At 34.2% G+C, this 19640-nt stretch carries 21 protein-coding genes; 9 read left to right on the top strand and 12 right to left on the bottom strand.

Annotated features, from left to right (window positions below):
* Positions 1-7: 7 nt before the first annotated feature.
* The 4 genes from ACQKIM_RS08915 to ACQKIM_RS08900 are packed head-to-tail and all read right to left on the bottom strand — an operon-like array spanning position 8 to position 3984.
* Positions 8-844 (bottom strand): MBL fold metallo-hydrolase, encoded by an 837-nt coding sequence (locus ACQKIM_RS08915; RefSeq protein WP_427542156.1) that lies wholly within the window; start codon positions 842-844, stop codon positions 8-10.
* Positions 837-1835 (bottom strand): NAD-dependent epimerase/dehydratase family protein, encoded by a 999-nt coding sequence (locus ACQKIM_RS08910; protein ID WP_427542153.1) that lies wholly within the window; start codon positions 1833-1835, stop codon positions 837-839. The genes ACQKIM_RS08915 and ACQKIM_RS08910 overlap by 8 nt, the downstream gene beginning before the upstream one ends.
* The gene (locus tag ACQKIM_RS08905) at positions 1836-2996 is read right to left on the bottom strand and encodes an ATP-grasp domain-containing protein (protein WP_427542150.1); all 1161 of its coding nucleotides are present in this window, start codon (positions 2994-2996) and stop codon (positions 1836-1838) included.
* The gene (locus ACQKIM_RS08900) at positions 2986-3984 is read right to left on the bottom strand and encodes a beta-ketoacyl-ACP synthase III (RefSeq protein ID WP_427542147.1); all 999 of its coding nucleotides are present in this window, start codon (positions 3982-3984) and stop codon (positions 2986-2988) included. The genes ACQKIM_RS08905 and ACQKIM_RS08900 overlap by 11 nt, the downstream gene beginning before the upstream one ends.
* Before the next feature lie 392 nt (positions 3985-4376).
* Between ACQKIM_RS08900 and ACQKIM_RS08895 the strand changes: the two genes are divergently transcribed.
* The 4 genes from ACQKIM_RS08895 (at position 4377) to ACQKIM_RS08880 (ending at position 7298) form a co-directional block, all read left to right on the top strand.
* Positions 4377-4577 carry a hypothetical protein gene (locus tag ACQKIM_RS08895; RefSeq protein WP_427542144.1) on the top strand — a complete coding sequence of 67 codons (201 nt, stop codon included), beginning with the start codon at positions 4377-4379 and terminating at the stop codon, positions 4575-4577.
* 245 nt (positions 4578-4822) lie between these two features.
* Entirely contained in the window at positions 4823-5296 is a 474-nt protein-coding gene (locus ACQKIM_RS08890; RefSeq protein ID WP_427542141.1) for a GNAT family N-acetyltransferase, read from the top strand.
* 182 nt (positions 5297-5478) lie between these two features.
* The gene (locus tag ACQKIM_RS08885; RefSeq protein WP_427542138.1) at positions 5479-5961 is read left to right on the top strand and encodes a hypothetical protein; all 483 of its coding nucleotides are present in this window, start codon (positions 5479-5481) and stop codon (positions 5959-5961) included.
* 611 nt (positions 5962-6572) lie between these two features.
* Entirely contained in the window at positions 6573-7298 is a 726-nt protein-coding gene (locus ACQKIM_RS08880; protein ID WP_427542135.1) for a metallophosphoesterase family protein, read from the top strand.
* A gap of 41 nt (positions 7299-7339) precedes the next feature.
* On the opposite strand, the gene ACQKIM_RS08875 is transcribed toward ACQKIM_RS08880, so the two are convergent.
* Both ACQKIM_RS08875 and ACQKIM_RS08870 read right to left on the bottom strand, forming a co-directional pair.
* Positions 7340-7642: a hypothetical protein gene (locus ACQKIM_RS08875; RefSeq protein WP_427542132.1), complete on the bottom strand. Its 303-nt coding sequence runs from the start codon at positions 7640-7642 to the stop codon at positions 7340-7342.
* 151 nt (positions 7643-7793) lie between these two features.
* A complete protein-coding gene (locus ACQKIM_RS08870; protein WP_427542129.1) occupies positions 7794-8798 on the bottom strand; it encodes a hypothetical protein in 1005 nt (334 codons plus the stop codon).
* 402 nt (positions 8799-9200) lie between these two features.
* Between ACQKIM_RS08870 and ACQKIM_RS08865 the strand changes: the two genes are divergently transcribed.
* The 5 genes from ACQKIM_RS08865 (at position 9201) to ACQKIM_RS08845 (ending at position 13159) form a co-directional block, all read left to right on the top strand.
* On the top strand, positions 9201-9563 hold the full coding sequence (locus tag ACQKIM_RS08865; RefSeq protein ID WP_427542126.1) for a BlaI/MecI/CopY family transcriptional regulator: 363 nt from the start codon (positions 9201-9203) through the stop codon (positions 9561-9563).
* A 10-nt stretch (positions 9564-9573) separates the two neighbouring features.
* Entirely contained in the window at positions 9574-10863 is a 1290-nt protein-coding gene (locus ACQKIM_RS08860; protein WP_427542123.1) for a M56 family metallopeptidase, read from the top strand.
* A 419-nt stretch (positions 10864-11282) separates the two neighbouring features.
* A complete protein-coding gene (locus ACQKIM_RS08855) occupies positions 11283-11696 on the top strand; it encodes a YugN family protein (RefSeq protein WP_427542120.1) in 414 nt (137 codons plus the stop codon).
* 166 nt (positions 11697-11862) lie between these two features.
* Entirely contained in the window at positions 11863-12033 is a 171-nt protein-coding gene (locus ACQKIM_RS08850) for a hypothetical protein (RefSeq protein ID WP_427542117.1), read from the top strand.
* A 55-nt stretch (positions 12034-12088) separates the two neighbouring features.
* On the top strand, positions 12089-13159 hold the full coding sequence (locus tag ACQKIM_RS08845; RefSeq protein ID WP_427542115.1) for a PQQ-dependent sugar dehydrogenase: 1071 nt from the start codon (positions 12089-12091) through the stop codon (positions 13157-13159).
* Between the two features lie 96 nt (positions 13160-13255).
* On the opposite strand, the gene ACQKIM_RS08840 is transcribed toward ACQKIM_RS08845, so the two are convergent.
* The 6 genes from ACQKIM_RS08840 to qoxA all read right to left on the bottom strand — a co-directional run bounded on the left by ACQKIM_RS08840 (position 13256) and on the right by qoxA (position 19273).
* Positions 13256-13948, bottom strand: coding sequence for a hypothetical protein (locus tag ACQKIM_RS08840; protein WP_427542112.1), 693 nt, complete (start codon positions 13946-13948; stop codon positions 13256-13258).
* Between the two features lie 278 nt (positions 13949-14226).
* Entirely contained in the window at positions 14227-15087 is an 861-nt protein-coding gene (locus tag ACQKIM_RS08835) for a DUF6612 family protein (RefSeq protein ID WP_427542110.1), read from the bottom strand.
* A gap of 397 nt (positions 15088-15484) precedes the next feature.
* Positions 15485-15769 (bottom strand): cytochrome aa3 quinol oxidase subunit IV, encoded by a 285-nt coding sequence (qoxD, locus tag ACQKIM_RS08830; RefSeq protein WP_004226585.1) that lies wholly within the window; start codon positions 15767-15769, stop codon positions 15485-15487.
* Positions 15769-16368: a cytochrome aa3 quinol oxidase subunit III gene (qoxC, locus tag ACQKIM_RS08825; protein WP_313373117.1), complete on the bottom strand. Its 600-nt coding sequence runs from the start codon at positions 16366-16368 to the stop codon at positions 15769-15771. The genes qoxD and qoxC overlap by 1 nt, the downstream gene beginning before the upstream one ends.
* A 1-nt stretch (position 16369) precedes the next feature.
* Positions 16370-18313, bottom strand: a complete 1944-nt coding sequence (qoxB, locus tag ACQKIM_RS08820) for a cytochrome aa3 quinol oxidase subunit I (protein ID WP_427542105.1) — start codon at positions 18311-18313, stop codon at positions 16370-16372.
* 27 nt (positions 18314-18340) lie between these two features.
* On the bottom strand, positions 18341-19273 hold the full coding sequence (gene qoxA / locus ACQKIM_RS08815) for a cytochrome aa3 quinol oxidase subunit II (RefSeq protein ID WP_427542102.1): 933 nt from the start codon (positions 19271-19273) through the stop codon (positions 18341-18343).
* Between the last annotated feature and the right edge of the window lie 367 nt (positions 19274-19640).

The following is a 19640-nucleotide window of genomic DNA, read 5'->3' as shown; positions in this document are numbered from 1 at the left end:
CGCCTATTTATTGAAATGGTTCTTCGCAATGAGTAGGAATAATTTTAATTTTTTTGTCCAATGAATGCAATTGCACCATTTTTTCAAAGTTTTCTTTGTATTCTTTAGCGTTATCCATAATTATATAGGCTAATTTACTAGGAGGACGATTCTCCCTATAGCCAACACTTCTCCAAACAGCATCCGCGATTAAAAAAATGGTTTCCTTTTTGTCACTTTCAAAAATCAAGCCAAATTGCCCTTTTGCATGCCCTGATAAATTAATGGCAATACAACTCCCATCACCAAATATATCAAAAAGAGGTTTTTGAAAAATGTCAATAATTGTGTTGATGGATGGATTACCGATTTGAGTTATTTTTGAATCTTCTATAAAAGAAACGCGTTCTTCAAAATCAGCAGGTAATAGATTGGGGATATAGGCAGATAATACAGCACCTATATCTTTTTTATTTTTCACTGAAAGATAGGCTTCTTTAGAGCAGATAAATTGACTGTTAGGAAAATCTTTTAATCCACACATATGATCGGCATGGAAATGGCTCAAAAAAATATATTGAATATCATCCGCAAAAATGTTTTCTTGCGCTAGTTGTGCTAGGATGCTGTCTTCGGGCTTTATATAGACAGGCGTGATCTTAGCATATATGGAATAAGGGAATCTTTTCGTTTCTTCATAAAAACGCTCTGTATACCCAGTGTCAAATAAAATATAGCCTTTATTCGGATGTTTTAATAGAGCAACCATAGCAGGAAATTTCATCTCATAGGATGCTTCTCCTTTTAAAGCTATTTTTGCATTATGCGTACAGTACCCTGTATGAAATAATTTATAGCTAATCATTTTGAGTTTTCCACCATTCTGCGAATAGATGAATCCCTTCTTCAACAGAAATGCGCGGTTCATAGCCTAAATCTGTTTTAGCGGCATCTATATTTAAAGTTTGAGAGTGAGCTAATACTGTCACCGTATAAGGTGTGATGATAGGTTCCTTTTTAATCTGGAAGAATCGATATACTTTTTCAAAAAAACTAGCAACTAGTAATATATTTTTGTATTTCAATTCTTTTTTCCTCATAGGCTGATTCAGCATATTAAAGACTTTTTCTAGAATTTCGCCTAAATACACTGGCTCACCATTTGTGATGTTATATTTTTTACCAAAGGTTTTTTCATCCGAATCTAGACAAAGACATAAGACATCTACAACATTTTCAACATATGTAATATCTGTTAATACCTTTCCCTCGTTTATAAAGGGTACGCCAGATTTTTGATTGGCCTTGATTAATCTAGGAATTATGGCATTATCACCAGGACCAAATAACGCGCGAGGTCTTATGGTAATGGTAGCCAATCCTTTTCTAAAAGCTTCGTCTACAACCTCTTCTGCTTTTCTTTTTGTGTCAGCATAAAAGTTAATTGCAGGATTAGGCAATAAACTATCTTCTTTAACATCTATTTTTGATCGATCTTGCAAATTAAAATAAATACTTGGTGTGGAAACATGAACAAATCTTTTTACATTGTGCAAAAGGGCAGCATCAACCATGTTTTGTGTTCCTACTACATTAGAGGTATAGAAATGTTCGTATTTACCCCAAACCGAGGAAAGTGCCCCACAGTGAATAACAACATCTTGGTTCTGCATAGCATTGAAAATCCCTTTTCTATCCTCTAAAGAAAGGGAAATAAATCGGACATCTTTAGGAAGTGTTTTTCCAATTGTGTTATTGCGTCCAATAGCAGTCACATTAAACCCTTTAGCAACGAGCCTTTTTACAACATGCTGTCCTAAAAAGCCTGTTGCCCCTGTAACCAAAATATTACTCATTTAAAAATTCCCCTCCTCTCCATTCCATTCGATATCCAAGGTACTCATTTGATAACTAGAGATTTTTCTTCTCTTCGCTTCCTTTAATAAATAAAAAAAACTACTTATTTGGCCAAAGAACGGCTTCCTATCTTTTGAATTCCATACAATATCCTTCGCTTTCGCCATTTTACGAATTTGTTTAAAGAAATTTTTCGAGAGCAATGTTTGTAGCATGGCTAAGCCTAACATGGTTGTCTCTGTCCCAATAATATAGGAAGCAGTGTTATTTTCGTGCTTTTGAAGAGGAAAGAGACAAATACCGCTAGTTGTTCTAGGGTTGCATTCTATTGGGTAAAATTCTCCCTTGTTCGTCATAATTAAATCAAATGCAATTTGGCCAGTATATTGGTATTTTTCAATGTAAAGCTTCATGAATTCTTCCAATTTAGCATTACGAAAAGGCTCAAAATAAATGGTAGCACCAAGCCCAACCTGATCATTTGTTTGATAAGCGCTATAGTATTTCAAAAAGCCTTTGTCTGCTATAGCATACGTACAAATTTGTATACCCTCGATTTTTTCTTGGATAATCCAAATCGTTTTTTTTACATATAGATATTCAATTATTTCATGATCTTTCTTAAAAGCAACTTCAGTTCCAAATCTTGAATAAGCTGGCTTACATACATATTCATGGCTTAAGTTAATGTGGTTAGCTTTTAGAATACTGGCAATCTCTGCTTTAGAGTGAATAGTAGTTGTATCGATTACTACAGTAAAAGGGGCAGTTATATATTTACTAAAAAAACCACTTAACGTGTTGATAAACAAGCCTTTATGGTGAAAGACGTTAATTTTTTCTAACGGTTCGCAAAAGACCCGACAATATTGAGAAAGCTGTTCATAGCCATAGGCAATATGAAACACTTCTTCACAGGTTGGTATTAATAAATCAATGTTGTTTTCTTGAATGATTTTAATTAAATCTTGAATATAGGCATCACGATTTCTTTTAGGTGAACAAACATGAATGTTTTTTTCAAATAGGTTAGAGTGCATACATAAGTGCTGAGGTAAACTTTCAACCATAAATAAGGTCTTGCCTTGCTGCTTTAACAAACGGGCAAAATAATAAGTGGCAGGTGCTCGCCCACCAGTAAGTAGAATATTAGTATTCAAATACAACTCCTCCGATAGAAAGTCCTGCCGATGTTCCAATAAGCATAATTTTATTTCCGCGTTGGATTTTATTTTGCACAATGGCTTCATGTAAAGCTATTGGAATACTTGAGGCAATCGTGTTTCCATGATTATGAATAATGTTCATGAACTTAGCCTCTTCAATTCCCAATTTATTTCTTAAAATTCTCATTGCCATACCGCTTGCCTGGTGTGGGACAACTAAATCGATATCATCCATTGTACAATTAGATGTAGCTAATAATTTCTCCATAAAAGCACCAATATTTTTGGAAGATAATTTAAAAACGGATTTCCCATTCATATCAAATAAAAAGTCGGTTTCATGTGCCTTAGGATTAGTAGGATGTAATTTTGTGCCTCCACCTCTAATTTCGGTATTATGTGCTCCTTCACTAAATGTTTCCATATGACCAGATAGTACTTTAGAAGTTTCATTTTCAGGTGTTTTTGTGATGACGACAGCAGCAGCGCCATCTCCAAATAAAATGGCATTTTCTTTAGCGTCCCAATTTAATCCTACTGAGGCAATATCGCTAGATACTAGAAGCACGTTTCTATATCTTTCACAATGTATTAAATAGGAAATCGTATCCAATCCTGTGACGAAGCTTAAACATGTAGAGTTAATATCAAAACAAGGAATTTTAGAATCACTTAAACCTAATTGCTTTTGAACGAGTGCCGCGTTACATGGAATAGGCTGTTCCATTGTTCCGCTAACACTTACAATACAATCAATATCTTTTTTATGTAAACCCGAAGCTTTAATCGCTTCCATTGCTGCATAAGTCGCCATTTCAGAAGCTGTTTCATTTACAATGAAAGACCGCATAACAACACCTGATTTTTGTTCTACCCAACCTGCTTTTACCCCTAATAATTCATCTATTTCACGCGCATATACTTTTTTACTTGGTAAATATTTTCCTGTACCTAAGATTTTCACGTGTCTTATTTGAGACATAAATATTTCCTCCCCTCTTAAGTAAAAAAGTTTACGCTACAAACCAAGAAGAGTAAAACCCATTTTACTGGTAATATTTACGGAATCGATAATTAAGGGAGATGTGCGGTATAACTAAACGAAGGGAATTAAGTTCGTATGGTGAAAAGATGCTCATAAGAAATATAAGTATAAAGGGAGGATTTTAGCATGCATTTATTTTGGCAAGCTTCATTTTTATTTGTAACATTTTTTTGTGTGTTCTTAGGATTTCTTTTAGATTAGAAGAGTGATATCGAAGCAGAAAAAGATTAGCTTCTTTTTATTCTTCCTACCTAAGATTACTTTATAAATTAGTATAGTTTATATGAAAAATGGAAAGAAATATGTGTAAATTGTAGGAGTTGATAGCTATGGAATTTTATAAAGATGTAGAAATTTACTGTTACAGCTGTCGTAAAAAGACTATATTTACATGTAAAGATATGAATGGAAAAAAAGGCGTAGACAGTCACTGTAGTGAATGTTCAGTTATTTGGTTTGAATGGCAAAACCGAGCAGTGGAGAGAGAAATGGAAAAGTGGGTTGAATATAACCAAAAACTTGTAAATTAACTTATTTCTATTTTCGATATTCATTAGAGGCTGCCATAAAAGTTCATTTCGATGGACAGCCCCTTGTATATTTAATTAAACGTATAAATATCAACAAAACAATGTACATCTTAGTCCGGATATGGTCTATATAAAGCTTTTATTCACGAACATTATTTAAAATTTCGTAAATACAAGTAATAGGAGGTAAGCAACATAGTTCCCTGCTATAATGTACATAAAAGGGATATTTTGGGGGTCTAACGTTGGTCATTAATATTTGTACCGCAACAAACGAGGATTATTTTGCTTTGAATAATCTTGTAAAAGAAGGGCATGAAGAACATGTAATTGAAGAACCAACTGTTTTCAAAAGTGTCGGATCTGTTATGCCTGAATCTTATTTCAAAGAACTGCTTAAAGATAACAACAGTAATATTTTTGTAGCAAAGAACAATGAATTAGTTATAGGTTTTGCTGTAATCAGCATTGAATCTTCTCCAACCTTTCCATCTTTGGTTCAGCGTAAATATGCTTATATACATGATTTTGGTGTAAAAAAGGAAATTCAAAAGCAAGGTATTGGAAAATTGCTATTTGAAAGTTGTAAAGAATGGGCAAAAGCAAGAGGAGCTTTATCTATCGAATTAAATGTTTGGGACTTCAATACAAATGCAATTGAATTCTATAAACATTTAGGAATGGAAAGTGTAAGTAGAAAAATGAAGATAAATGTTTAATTTGAATTAGAAAGTTCAGCTGATTTTGACTCATAGATTAACAATTTGTTTCACTGAATATTTTACCAATGAATAAAAGCAAGTCTTCCAATTGTCCTAACTTGAAGTATGGATGCTGCAAAGCGTGGAAAGTTGTGAATGATTGATTTTTCATAATTTAATTAATTAAAAGGAGTTTATTTATGGTTATATTAAAGGACCATTCTAGCAAACCCAGTTGTGAAGTTGAAATAAAATTAAAATTAGTTAATGATGGGAGTGTAAAATTTCGTATTGATTTTCGCACTGGTCCTGCTTTTCCAGAGATACATACAGAAATCTCTTGCTTAAAAAGAGATTTTCTAAAATTATTAGATGATCTAAAACAAATTGATCATACACATCTAAGTATGCTTGAGCCCCATGATCCAGGTTTGTGTATTTATCATATTCCTGAATATGGTACCTATTATTATCCTGAGTATGGACTGTTCCAAGTTCCTGAACATGAAAGAGAGGAAAATGAGCCTCGTTTTAAATTAATTTTTGTATTAGATGCAAAGGAAAAGAATAATTATGGTTTAAGAGAATGTGGTCCAGCGTTATGTCTAATAGTAAAAATGGAACAAATTAATCAGTTTGTAGATAGCTTGAAATTGGAAGTAACTAATTTTTCAAATATATAAATATACATTTTAAAAGTGAGTATAATATTTATTATAAAGTTATTAAACTTCTGATACTTAGAAAATAATAAATCAATGAATTTATCTTTATTCAGCAGAATACTCCCACCTCTATAGGTGGCGAGATGAATGCGATTTTTTTCCTATTCAGTGGGCGTACAAACGCCCGCTGAATCAAGATAAAGCCCCTAGCGGATGTCACGGATTTTGAAGAGGAGCTTTTCGAGCGAGCTCAAAAAAAATCCGGACGCAATTACGCTGGGGCGTAATTGATTTTTGTTCAGTATTTGTTTAGTACGATGTAGTATGCTATTTATGTAATCTTGTCAAAGTCTTATTTCTAGAAATAGCAGAGGGGACTAGGTATTTCATTCATTTTGAACCTAGTCCTTTTTGTTGTTTCATTTTATGAATTGTGATTTCGTTAATTTTGTTGGATCAGGTACTTATTGTATGAGTGCCTGATTCATTTGTATAGAGTCATTCTAATCCATTAGTGGGAAGGAAATATGAAGTAATGTAGTACTGATAAATGGAAGATTTTGTTATGATATAAGAAAGAGTGAGCCATAAGAAAAACTACCAATCCAACACAATAAGGTGGGGTATTTATGAAAATAGCAGTTTTATCAGATATTCATGGCAATAAAGATGCATTAAAGGCGGTATTAGCGGATATACAATACCGAAATATTGATTGTATCTATAATTTGGGGGATATTCTGTATGGGCCACTTTTCCCGTTAGAAACATATGACTTACTAAAGACGATGGACATAAAAAGTGTTAGTGGTAATTGCGATCGTATGTTGTTACAAGCATCATCAGATAATCCAACTGCGCAATATGTAATAGATATATTGGAAAATGAGCATAAAAATTGGTTAAACAATCTGCCATTTTCCATTCAGACAGAAGATTTTTATTTCTGTCATGCCTCTCCAGAAAGTGACGAACAGTATTTATTGCATGATATAACGCTCAACGGTGCAATTTTTAAGCGGTCACAGGATATAATGAATCTAGTCAAGGAAATTCCACAAAATATCATATTTTGTGGTCATTCTCATTTACCAGCCATTGTTTATTTACCAAATGGCAAAGTTATAGTTAATCCTGGAAGTGTCGGTTTGCCTGCATATGAGGAAGATGAACCCTTCTATTATAAAATGGAATCGGGGACACCCTTTGCTAATTATACAATTGTGGAAAAATGTGATGGTAGATGGATTTTTGAGCAGATAAATATTACTTATGATGTGACAGATGCTATAAGGCAAAGTGAAAAACTAAATAGACCTGATTGGGCACGAGCATTAAAATTTGGACATGTTTAGAAAATCAAGCTGCAAATTCATTATTTGCAGCTTGAGCGGTGCTAATTAGATTTTAAAGTACGGTCTTTTTCTATAAGTGCTTTGAACAGATTTTTCTTTTGAATAAAGAGAATAACGGAAGCTTGAATCGTCATGGCTACTATTAGCAAGATAAAGTGTGAATTGTGATAGAAGAAGAAGGACATAAAATAAAAAATCGGTGCTGATGATAAGTATGAAATATATTGATTTTTAGTGACCACATAGATAATAGTAGAAAGGCAAGTTGTTACTAGTAGAAGCTCAAGTACAATTCCAATGGAAGCGCTATCCATGTAATATTGTAATTCATCAATAATCGCCATATTTAAACCCCCTTATAAAGTAATTAAATTGTAACATATTAACAATTATGGGTGTGCTATTTTGTGGGAATTTTCTATAAAAAATACTCCTATTAGCTAAACACGATTTGTCTACCTAATAGGAGTATACTGTTTTCGTTGAATTACCTGATTAGATTTCTTCTTGAAAATAAATTTTATAATACTTGCGATTTGTGGCTTCATCATAGCCTACTTCGATTAGCTCATCTACCTGCTCGATATTTTGTACATTGACCTGAATTTCAATATTGGAATCAAGCTTTATTTTACGTTTATATTTCTTTTCGGCTTTTTCAAGTGCACTTTCAGAAATGATCGTTTCATAGGGTTTTACAGAATTTATAATTATATCTCTTTGTGTGGAATCGGTCTTATCGAATACCGTTTCGATATATTCATTAACTTGAAATTCATCTTCATTTCTAAAGTAATCTAGCGTTTTATTTAATAACCCCAGCTTTTCTGTATTTGAAAAATTGTCCTCTTTAAGAATATACTTTTTACATTCTGTTAACGCCAAATTCGTTTTGTGATAATGCTCATCCGCTGCCTTAATCTTTAAAAAGCGTTCCTGCCAATAGACAACATCCTCTTTTCTCTTCGTTTTCATAAATACAGCAGGTACTTGCTCCTCACCCATATCCACGATGATGACCATATTATTGATTTTCTTTACATTAATGCCGTCAATACCATGGATAATCATTTTGTTTTGATCGTTCTTAACATCTAAAAACATTTCTTTCTCATCAATTTTGACAATGGCAACAATTTTTTTTGCTTCATTCATGAAGAAGCAATTGTCAAACAAGCCGATAAATAATTCACCGCTTTTAATATTAGGATGCTGAGAGACACTATGTAAATGTGTGGCAATGTTTTTGGATTGCTCAAGAAAGCTTTTTTCCTCTTTGAAAATAGCACTTACATATGTAAATACCTCATTTAAGGCAATATCAGTTTCATGAAAAAATTCATATTGCTGCTCTAAATCGATTTTGCTAAATGCTAGTTGTGTAAAAGCTGCTTCTAGCATGACCTCGGGTTGTGTAAATGCTTCCTCACCTAGCACAAGTGAGTCACTTATAAAATGGATGATATACTGTGCTAATTTACTTTCACTGACTTCTAGCATATTTCTTCACCTTCTATTTATTCAATGTAGATAATATACCTAAAGAAAGTTAAACAAGCAAATGGATTATAATTACAATGTATTAAAAGCAACAAAAAAACTGATGTTTCGGGATTTAGCTATAGCTTAAGAATTAAATATCCAAAAGTGTAGGAAAAGGTTAAAAAGAATTGGGATCAAACCTTTGGATATACGAGGTAAATAAAAATGATTATAGATCAGGCGATTAACCGCATTGTTCTATAGTCTTTTTGTTTTTTTGAAATAAATGGGACTATACTAAAAATCATTATCAATGTGGACTTAAGAGGATAGATAGAAAAGATTGACTTACATTTGACTATTGTGATAGTCTGAAAGTGTCGACAGACTATTGCAATAGTCAAAAAAGGAGTAATGCATATGCAAGTAAAACTTTTTGATTCTGAATTAAAGGTAATGGATGTTTTATGGAGGGAAAAAGAGCAATTAACAGCAAGTCAAATTGTAAAAATTTTAAAAGAGGAAGTAGGGTGGAATCGTAATACAACATATACAGTCATTAAAAAATGTATAGAAAAAGGGGTTATTGAACGACAAGAGCCTAATTTTATTTGCAAAGCTCTTATTTCAAAGGAAGAGGTTCAAGAGCAGGAGACATCAGAGTTGATTAGTAAGCTTTTTGATGGCTCACCAGAGCAATTTTTTTCTGCGTTTATTCATCATAAGGGACTTACTAAAGATCAAATAACTGAATTGAAAAAAATAGTGGATGAATACGAATGAGGTGATGAATTTGGATTTAGTCCGTATGAGCCTAACAGCAAGTGTAATGATAGTGATTATATTAGTTCTCCGTAAAATGATGATTAATAAGCTTCCTAAAAGAACTTTTCATATTTTATGGCTTGGAGTGCTTTTTATCTTACTAAATCCCTTTACTATCACATCACCAATAAGTGTGGAATCACTTTGGGATTTAATTATAAAGAATGTTGGTACTACCCAGCAATATTTTATGTATGAGATAGATAAAGAACCTCAACTGGTAAATAAATCCTATTCACTTGGGCTCCATCATTGGATATGGTTAGCGGGAGTTTTAGTAATTGCAGGATATTTCACAATCCAATATAGGGCGAGTATTCGTATTTTTCATACAGCACTTCCATTGAATAATAATCCTGTATTAGATCAAATGCTGAATAAACAAAGCACTAAACGCCAAATTGAATTTTTTTACAGTGATCAGCTTTTTACACCAATTACCTGTGGGCTACTAAAGCCAAAAATTATTTTCCCAAAGAATTTTGACTTTAATAATGAGCAAAAATTAAATTTTGTACTAACACATGAGATCGTTCATATAAAACGCTTTGATACATTATGGAAGCTGCTGTTGCTGTTTGCTTTATGCTTGCACTGGTTTAATCCATTTGTTTGGATCATGTATAGATTTGCAATTCGTGATATAGAGCTTTCCTGTGACGAACATGTTTTAATGAAATTTGGATATAACAAACGCAAAGAATATGCACTGACATTAATACAGGCTATTCAGCCAACTAGTCAGCTTCACTCATTCTATAACGCATTTAATATGCATTCAACAAAAGAAAGGATTGAATCTATTATGAAATATAAGAAGGCAACGCTTACCACTACGTTAATGGGGCTTGCATTTGCTGTTGGAGTTACGACTGTCTTTGCAACAACAGCTCCAAGTAAAGATATTTCCTCAAAGCCCTCTGATTCAGCATTGGTAGCACAAAACACACCTAAGCTAATAGAAGAGAACAACATAGAAGCTAGCGATAAAAGTAAGAAACAGGATCAAGTAGGTGAAGCTAATGAAGCTTTAAGGAATCAAGAACAGGAAACACCTATGCTTCAACCTGATGCAGAGGCAAGAGTTGATGCGAATGGAACTGTCACGATAACAGATTTACGAAATGGAGAAGAAATGGTGACAACAATAAATGCCATTCGTCAACAGGGAGGATATTATTACCTAAAGGATCGAAATGGTCAGGAAAGCGGTTTGAAATTGAAATTAGATGAGGATTTATTAATTTTTGAAAAATAATAATAGAGATACAAATTATAAATATTAGGGCTAAATAGTCGTCTCGAAACTTCGAATTCTTACAAGGTTTCGAGACTTTTTATAGGGTATTTTAGCGGTCATATTCATAGTCATAAGGTACATCCTTGCTCCCACAGCCTGCAAGAAGAAACGAGAGAGAAAGTAATAGAATCATACTAACTACAAATTTTTTCATTTCAGTTAACACTCCTTTACATAAATGCTTATTTAAAAAGGCAGATTGTTTTTCACTTTACAATTATAGTGTAATTGGATTGACTTCATAAGTACATATTTATCCCATATCAATTACTCCAAGGCGAAATTGATTTTGATGTCGACCACTTTTTACTAGTAGAGTTTGTAATTCTTCTTTTTGGGATAGACTTTTAGCGAGTAATAGGAAGGAGGGTTCAAAATTGTTACAATTTGATTCAAAGATAGTGGGAAAAGAAATTGGCTTTGGCTATTTACGTGATAAAATAGAGGGTCGTGGATTTACCATTGGTGGTAACTGGGAGTATTATAAAGGAAGCTTTGATACGGTATTGTGGAAAGAGGGCGGAGAGACAATTTATTTACGTGTGCCTTTTATTGTAACAGAAGGAGAGCTGGATAACGAAGATGCCAAAATACGCTTTCAAAGCCCATTTGTCATCAAGCATGTAGCAAATGTTGGCTTAGATTATGATGAGGGCTCTTTATTGGATGCTTCAGGAGTAAGCCAATTTCAGACACCGATAGACAAGGATGCGCACATTCATGATAAAAGTAGATGGATAAGTGCTGGTGAACAGGTTGTGGAAAAAAGAGTGCTTCCATACTTTCATTAATATAGGGGATGGACTTAGATATATAATAATATCTCTTAGCATCGTTTTAAGTCTTTTATCCTTCATTAAATTTAGTACGTAATAATCAAAAAAGAAAATTTAATTGTCAGAAAAAATTACCAATATTATAATAGAGCTAATTAATACTACTAAATGAGGTGAGTTAATGGGAAAAGCAGCTAGTGATGATTTTCTTCAATCATATCAAAAATTGCAGCAAGAACGGCTCATCGATCGAAAAGAAGAATATTTAGAGGTGCTGGAAAAAACAAAGGCTAAAGGCGAGATATTAGATTTTGATTCCTTAGTAGATATAGTAGAAGAGACGTCTAAATGACGTCTTTTTATTTTGAAAGCTACTGCCAGTAATAAAATATAAAGGGGTGAACGATATGAAAAAAGCGATTTTATTATTGTTACTACTACTGCTGCTTGTTCTTGGAGGGTGTTCCAAAACGAAGCAGCAAGATGAAAAACCTGAAAATGCTAAAGCCTTAACAACTTCAAATCTTGACATTATTGCTGACAATCTACAGATACCTTGGTCTATTCAAAAAAGTGGTGATGTTTTTTATTTATCTGAGAGGCCAGGGAATATTGTAAAAGTTGAAGCTGGTAAGGTAGAAAGACAACATGTAGAACTTAGTAAAGAGCTTTCTACTGCTTCAGAGGCTGGGCTATTAGGATTTGTTCTTGCTCCAGATTTTCCTGAATCGAAAAGGGCATATGCCTATTATACGTATGTTGAGAATTCTAAACAGTTTAATCGGATTATCACGTTAACACTACAGGATAACAAATGGAAGGAAGAGAGTTTGTTAGTTGATCGTATAAATAGTGGTACGTATCATCATGGAGGTAGATTAAAAATTGGTCCAGATGGCAAGCTTTATGCAACAGTTGGCGATGCAACGGAGCCTATGCTAGCACAGAACTTAGCCACACTTGAAGGCAAAATTCTGCGCTTACATTTAGACGGATCTATTCCAGATGATAATCCTTTTCCTAATTCCTATATTTATAGCTTCGGTCATCGCAATCCTCAAGGCTTGACATGGACATCAGATGGCAAGATGTATGCGAGTGAGCATGGAAACTCTGCTAATGATGAGCTCAACATTATACAAAAAGGACAAAATTATGGTTGGCCAATTATAGAAGGCCGTGAGGAACGACAAGGAATGGTTGCTCCAATCATTACATCTGGTCTTAATACAACTTGGGCTCCTTCAGGAATGGATAATAATAATGAAAAATTGTATGTGGCAGCATTAAGAGGAATGGCAATATTTGAATTTACTAAGGAAACACTCGAAAAAAGAGAGCTAGTTTCAGGTCTTGGCCGCATTCGAGATCTTTATGTAGACGATCAATTTCTTTATTTCATTAGCAATAATACGGATGGGCGCGGAAATCCATTGACGAATGATGATAAGCTCTATCGAATTCCATTAGATAATTGAATTATTGGCAGATATAAAGATGGAGAGAATATTGCAGATTAAGTAAATGTTCCTACATTGAAAAAAAGGTGCTTAAAAATTAGGCACCTTTTTATGCTATGACATGCTGCTGAGTATATTTGCTTTATGTATAATTGGTTTTTTTAATTTTAATTTCGTTTCAATATCATTCACAAAGATCTCAAAATAAAACTTAAGTTCCTCAAAACCCGCGTGAGTATGCTTTTTTACATAATGGACATAGTCATTACTCAAGGATTTTACTACATGGGCAGCGACGGAATTAGATATATCCTGAAAATATTCTGTCAGACATTGATGCAAGGAGGATTGCTTTATTTGTTCTTCTAGCTCTGGAAATTCGGCAAGTAAATAATCCTTAACTAGAATTTCTAGTGCCATTCGATAGCCAGTCGTTGCTAGTTCAATTTGATCCAAATTTTCTGCCAATGCAGCTTGTCTATAAATATTAGCAAATTGCGGAGAAAATTCAGCGATAATCATTGGCACCGCTTTATTTGTCATCTCTGGATATACAGAATGAAAAGTAATGCTGTTATTTGAAGTTTTACGGAAATGTGTAGTAACAAAGCTTTTCTTGCAACCTACACACGAATGTGAAAGAAAATTCATATCATAATGTAAATCATAAGATAGCTTTTTTGCATCAATAGTTGATGGAATCATCCAGACATAGCAATGTGGACATTGCTTCGGTATTGAATAAGTAACACCATCGAAATAAGCGATGTCCAATGTTGTAGAAATTGCTTGAAATTCTATAGCCATAATTCACACTCCCTCTCCCTCTCAGTAAATTATAGCAATATCTTTTGCTTAATCACATGGTAATAATTATCTGTATTAGCTCCAAGAGGTACAAATAATCTCTGGCACTTCATAAAAAAATGTTACTGAGCTAGGGCAAGATTATTTAAAATTAGTAAATTAACAACTAAATTGGGATAATAGCCTCTATTCGATACTCATTATGCTCTATGTTGAGAAAATATTATAAATAACAGAAAGCTCAGTTTCCTTAATGGAGGAAACTGGCTTTAGGGGAATTATTGTGCGATATCTCTGGCATTGTCAATAATGCTTTGTGGGATATCAATTGATTTAAGGTGGTTAAAATCAGTGTATGTCACAATAGACTTTGTTTTCATAGACAATTCCTGATCTTCAATTTTCATGATTAAATCAAAGTTCATATCCATTTTATTTGTGTCGAATGTTTCTTTATCGATGTATAGTACATAGTTAATTTTATCAATTGTTAAGTTATCAAGAGGGTTTTCCTCAAGACCAAGCCCTTGCATTGACTTGTTAATCTCAGAATCGATAAGTTCTTTAAATTGATCGCCCTTTGCGTCTAAAGTTAAGATATATGCATCATCTGTTTGCTCAAATTTAAAATCTTTGATAAATTTTTTAAGCTGTTCTAATTGTTCTTTTGCGTCTGCAGAAGAAGCAGTTTGCTCTAAAATTGAGTCAAATTCTTCACTTGGCATTTTCAACCAACTATCTGTAGTTTCATCCTTCATGAAAAAGCCTTGGTCCTGCTTCATGTACATTTCAATTGGCATTTCAGTATTCTGCTCACCATCACCAAACATATCTGGCATTGTCATTGAACCCGATAAATGCATTGCAAGTGGGTCGCTAATTACATCCATCTCCATATTTGAATCAATGGAAAATTCCATAGCTTCTTCGCCTGACCCTACTTTTGTTTCTTGGGTCAACTCCATTTTGGCACTAGCACTTTTAACGTCTGCTTGGCGATCTACCGCTTTGTCATACACTTGCTCTAAAGTAAGTTTACTTGTTTTAGTTGTGTCTTTCGTTGGGGAAGCACTATTATTACAAGCTGCTAGCGTTAATGCTAGTGCTCCAACACTTAAAACTTTAAAAAATTTGTTCATTACTTTCATCTCCTATTCTTGGTTAAAAAACAATATCTACTAGTATACATAACTATAAAAGGAAAAGATTCGTTATTTTAAATAAAATTTCAATTCAATATTAAAATAATAGTAATTGCCCAATTTATACCTTTATTTTTATGTCTTCTTGCACATTAAGTAACAATAAGGGATAGTACATGAATAATAAGTGCAGGATGTAGTTCTGATACATAGTTAGAGGTATTAGAACTACAGACAATGAATGAGTTGAGTCTACTTTAGATGTTGAAAGATTAGTTTTGATTATATTTTTTAACTTTGTATTTAATGGAGATGTTCATTTAATTGAAGTAAAAGTTAATTTTTTCAAAAAGAAAAAGCCGAGAAAATGATATCATTTTCTCGACTTTTTTTATCAGTTATAGCCCCAGATCATGGCAAATAATGTACCAATGATTGTGACAACACCTACGAATACAGAATATAAAATCGTTGTATATAAAGTTTTCTTATCTTCGGATTCACCAATGTGCATGAATAATACTAATTGTACAGTCGCTTGTGCAAGAGCAGTTACTAGTAAAATGCCAAATGCCATATTAAGTGACATATCGAATTTAACAACTGCTAACGCTACAATTGTTAGTAATAGTGAGAAGCCGAAGCCCATCACATGTTGTTTTGGGAATAATTCCTTCATCAGCTAATCAGTCCTTTCAAGTAGACGAAGCTGAAGATGAAAATCCAAACAACGTCTAGGAAGTGCCAGTACAGTGAGAAGATAAACGCTTTGTTAGCCGTTTGTGGGTTTAAGCCCCGTTTTGCTACTTGGATTAAAATGGCAACACCCCAGAAGAAACCGAATGTTACGTGGGCACCATGTGTACCAAGTAAAGTCATTAATGATGATAAGAATGCGCTTGTTTGGATTGTTGCACCTTCATGAACATATGTCACAAACTCATCAATCTCAATACCTAAGAAGCCAAGACCTAATAACAGTGTAATGATGAAAAATGTCATCATTGCTTTTTTATTACCAATACGCATTGCATGAACACCAAGACCAATTGTGAAACTACTTGTTAATAATAAGAATGTTTCCCATAATACTGGTGTTAATTCAAAAATTTCAGCGCCATTTGGACCGCTACCTGTGCGTGTATGAAGTGTGAAATATACAGTGAAAAGTGTAGCGAATAACACGATTTCGGCGCCAAGGAAAATCCAGAAACCAAAAATTTTCAGGCGATTTTCCTCTGTACTATATTCTAATGGAAGTGAAGAATCGATTTTCATATTATTTATCACCTCTCAAGCTTTTCTCAGTAGCCATAACTTCCTCAACTGAAATGTAACGACCATGATCTTTTTCAAATGAACGATGAATCATAAAGCCAAATACACCAATCATACTAATGATGGCTGGAATCCATAGGTTAAATACAGCAAAGAATGCTGCAAGGAAGAAGAATCCGCTCATCCAGAATGGAGTGCCAGTGTTGTTCGGCATATGAATTTTATCAATTTTACCAGCCGTAATATCACGACCTTCTTTTTTCGCAAACCAGAACTCATCTAAACGAGTTACAGTTGGTACTACTGCAAAGTTGTACTCTGGAACTGGAGAATGAGTAGCCCATTCTAATGTACGACCATCCCAAACATCTGCTTTTTCATTGCGAGGCATATGCTTCCAGCTGTAGTAGATATTGTACACGATTAACGCAAAGCCTACAGCAAGACCAAGTCCACCGATGAACGATAGCATGTTCAATGGACCGTAGCCAGTTGATTCAGAGTAAGTATACATACGACGAGCATAACCATCTAAACCTAAAATGAATAATGGGAAGAATGTTACGTTGAAACATACTGCAATAAACCAGAAAGCAGCTTTCCCTAATTTTTCATTTAAACGGAAACCGAACATTTTTGGCCACCAGTAGTGGTAACCAGCAAGTACACCAAATACTGTTCCTGGAATTAATACATAGTGGAAGTGGGCAACTAAGAACATCGTATTATGATATTGATAGTCGGCACTTGCCATTGCTAGCATAACCCCTGTAACCCCACCAATTGTGAAGATCGGAATAAAGCCAAGTGCATAAAGCATTGGAGTTGTGAATTGAATCTTCCCGTGCCTCATTGTCAGCAGCCAGTTAAAGATTTTAACCCCAGTAGGAACTGCGATTGCCATTGTTGTAATAGAGAATACACTGTTTACCATGACACCGTGACCCATTGTATAGAAGTGGTGGGCCCAAACTAGGAATGATAACAATGAAATAACAACCATACTCATAACCATTGATTTGTAACCGTATAAGTTTTTACGTGCAAAGGTTGCAATGATTTCTGAGAAAATACCGAAAGCTGGCAAGATAACGATGTACACTTCAGGATGTCCCCAAACCCAGAATAGGTTGGCCCAAAGCATGTCCATACCACCATTTTGCATGGCAAAGAACTGTGTACCAAATTGACGGTCAAGCATCATTAATGCAAGTGCTACAGTTAACACTGGGAATGCAAATACGATAATAACGTTTGTAATTAAAATTGACCAAGTGAACATTGGCATTTTCATCAATGTCATACCAGGTGCACGCATTTTAATAATCGTCGTGATGAAGTTTACCCCGGTCATTAACGTACCAATACCTGATAATTGTAGAGCTAAAGAATAGTAGTTGTTCCCAACAGTAGGACTAAACTCTGTCCCTGACAGCGGGAAGTAGGCAGTCCAACCTGCATCTGGAGAACCACCAATGATGAATGATAGGTTTAATAAACCTGCACCAGCTGCAAATAACCAGAAGCTAACTGCATTTAGACGTGGAAAGGCTACGTCACGTGCACCGATTTGCAGTGGGATAACAATATTCATTAAACCAATTACGAATGGCATGGCCATAAATAAAATCATTAATAAACCGTGTGTTGTAAATATTTCATTATAGTGTTGTGCATCTAGAAGGCCGTTGTCTGGAACCGCCGTTTGTGCACGCATTAACAATGCATCAATACCACCGCGGAAAAGCATTAAAAGCGCTACAGCGATATACATAATACCGATTTTTTTATGGTCAACAGTTGAAAGCCAGTTTTTATAGAAATAGCCCCATTTTTTGAAATAAGTAAGGCCAGCAAAGATAACAACTGCTCCAACGACGATACTAATAGCTGCCGCTAAAATCATCGGTTCTTGCATTGGATGGAAAACTTCTTCCATACTCATTGGATGCGCTCCTTTCAGTTTTAAAAATTAATGTGAATGTGTTGCATTAGAATTTTCTTGTGAATCTGTTGAATGGTTCTCATGGTTCATCTCAGAGTGATCCATTTCATCGTCAGACATGTTCATATGTTCACTATGTTCCATAGGAGCAGGGCTAAATTCTAAGTGTGTTGATGAATAGCTTGAACGACCAACATGCTCAGCTTTTAATAGCTCATCAAATTTCTCTTCTGTTAATGGTTTCTCATTTGCCTTTACATCTGAAACCCATTTATCAAAATCTTCCTGTGTCATTGATTGTGCTTCGAATTCCATTTCAGCAAATCCACGACCACTAAAGTTGGAGTTACGTCCCATAAATGAACCAACCTCGTCAGCTGCTAAGTGAATAGTAGTCAACATGTCGCTCATTGCATATTTTTGACCCGCTAATTGAGGTATCCAAAAACTTGTAATTGGTCCGAAAGAGTACAATTTAAATTCAATTGGACGATCAATCGGAAGATTTACGTAGTTTACTGTCTCAATTCCTTGCTCTGGATAGCTAAAATGCCATTTCCAGTTAGAAGATGAGGCATAAATTACAAGCGGCTCTTGATTGTCATAACCTTCTGGCTTGGCTTCTACTGTACTTGTTGTTCTAACAGTAACGATTGCTAAAAACGCTACAATAATAATTGGAATAACTGTCCATGTAATTTCAAGTAAATGACTGCCTTCTTCATGAGGCGGCTCATAATTAGCAGGTGCTTTTGAAGCACGATATTTTGTTAGCATAAATATTAAAAGTACATATACGACTAATAATATAAAGGCCATTGTGATAATGGATAAAATAATTGTGTCTGATAATGTTTTAGCATTTGGTCCTTTTGGATCTAAAATTGTTAGCGGTTCACATCCAGCAAGAATGGCAAGGGCACTAAATGCTAAGAACATTAAGCTAAACTTCTTTTTCATGTTTGACTCCTTTCTATAGAACGGCTATTCATAAATTTCATGTAAAAGTTCACATTTATAAATAGATGAGTAAATAAGGTCACCTCTTTTATTTGGTGTACCAATCAAAGTCCTAAAAGTACTTACAATGGCATGGTTCATTATGAAACATTGAGTCTAGTGTTTGATTGGTCTAGTGCAAGCGTTTGCAAAGCCATAAATCTGTGCAATCGAATTAAAGACAATGTGCCATAATCGATCAACACAAATGTCGTTGTTGCACATTGGATTATACGCCCCGTTTTACAGAAAAAAAATTATTTTGTTATAAATTTAATAGTAAGAAGGGGGTGAATATGAACATTTTTTGAACAAAAAACATTATTTT

The organism is Lysinibacillus sp. NPDC047702, from assembly GCF_050272555.1.
Classification (GTDB): Bacteria; Bacillota; Bacilli; order Bacillales_A; family Planococcaceae; genus Lysinibacillus.
The sequence above is the reverse complement of the archived record's forward strand: the minus strand, read 5'-3'. Positions and strand labels throughout refer to the sequence as shown.

Excerpts from the sequence above, each read along its gene's own strand:
- ACQKIM_RS08915 (WP_427542156.1), bottom strand. The coding sequence starts at position 844 with ATGATTAGCTATAAATTATTTCATACAGGGTACTGTACGCATAATGCA.
- ACQKIM_RS08910 (WP_427542153.1), bottom strand. The coding sequence starts at position 1,835 with ATGAGTAATATTTTGGTTACAGGGGCAACAGGCTTTTTAGGACAGCAT.
- ACQKIM_RS08900 (WP_427542147.1), bottom strand. The coding sequence starts at position 3,984 with ATGTCTCAAATAAGACACGTGAAAATCTTAGGTACAGGAAAATATTTA.
- ACQKIM_RS08895 (WP_427542144.1), top strand. The coding sequence starts at position 4,377 with ATGGAATTTTATAAAGATGTAGAAATTTACTGTTACAGCTGTCGTAAA.
- ACQKIM_RS08885 (WP_427542138.1), top strand. The coding sequence starts at position 5,479 with ATGGTTATATTAAAGGACCATTCTAGCAAACCCAGTTGTGAAGTTGAA.
- ACQKIM_RS08880 (WP_427542135.1), top strand. The coding sequence starts at position 6,573 with ATGAAAATAGCAGTTTTATCAGATATTCATGGCAATAAAGATGCATTA.
- ACQKIM_RS08875 (WP_427542132.1), bottom strand. The coding sequence starts at position 7,642 with ATGGCGATTATTGATGAATTACAATATTACATGGATAGCGCTTCCATT.
- ACQKIM_RS08870 (WP_427542129.1), bottom strand. The coding sequence starts at position 8,798 with ATGCTAGAAGTCAGTGAAAGTAAATTAGCACAGTATATCATCCATTTT.
- ACQKIM_RS08865 (WP_427542126.1), top strand. The coding sequence starts at position 9,201 with ATGCAAGTAAAACTTTTTGATTCTGAATTAAAGGTAATGGATGTTTTA.
- ACQKIM_RS08850 (WP_427542117.1), top strand. The coding sequence starts at position 11,863 with ATGGGAAAAGCAGCTAGTGATGATTTTCTTCAATCATATCAAAAATTG.
- ACQKIM_RS08845 (WP_427542115.1), top strand. The coding sequence starts at position 12,089 with ATGAAAAAAGCGATTTTATTATTGTTACTACTACTGCTGCTTGTTCTT.
- ACQKIM_RS08840 (WP_427542112.1), bottom strand. The coding sequence starts at position 13,948 with ATGGCTATAGAATTTCAAGCAATTTCTACAACATTGGACATCGCTTAT.
- ACQKIM_RS08835 (WP_427542110.1), bottom strand. The coding sequence starts at position 15,087 with ATGAACAAATTTTTTAAAGTTTTAAGTGTTGGAGCACTAGCATTAACG.
- qoxD (WP_004226585.1), bottom strand. The coding sequence starts at position 15,769 with ATGAAGGAATTATTCCCAAAACAACATGTGATGGGCTTCGGCTTCTCA.
- qoxC (WP_313373117.1), bottom strand. The coding sequence starts at position 16,368 with ATGAAAATCGATTCTTCACTTCCATTAGAATATAGTACAGAGGAAAAT.
- qoxB (WP_427542105.1), bottom strand. The coding sequence starts at position 18,313 with ATGAGTATGGAAGAAGTTTTCCATCCAATGCAAGAACCGATGATTTTA.
- qoxA (WP_427542102.1), bottom strand. The coding sequence starts at position 19,273 with ATGAAAAAGAAGTTTAGCTTAATGTTCTTAGCATTTAGTGCCCTTGCC.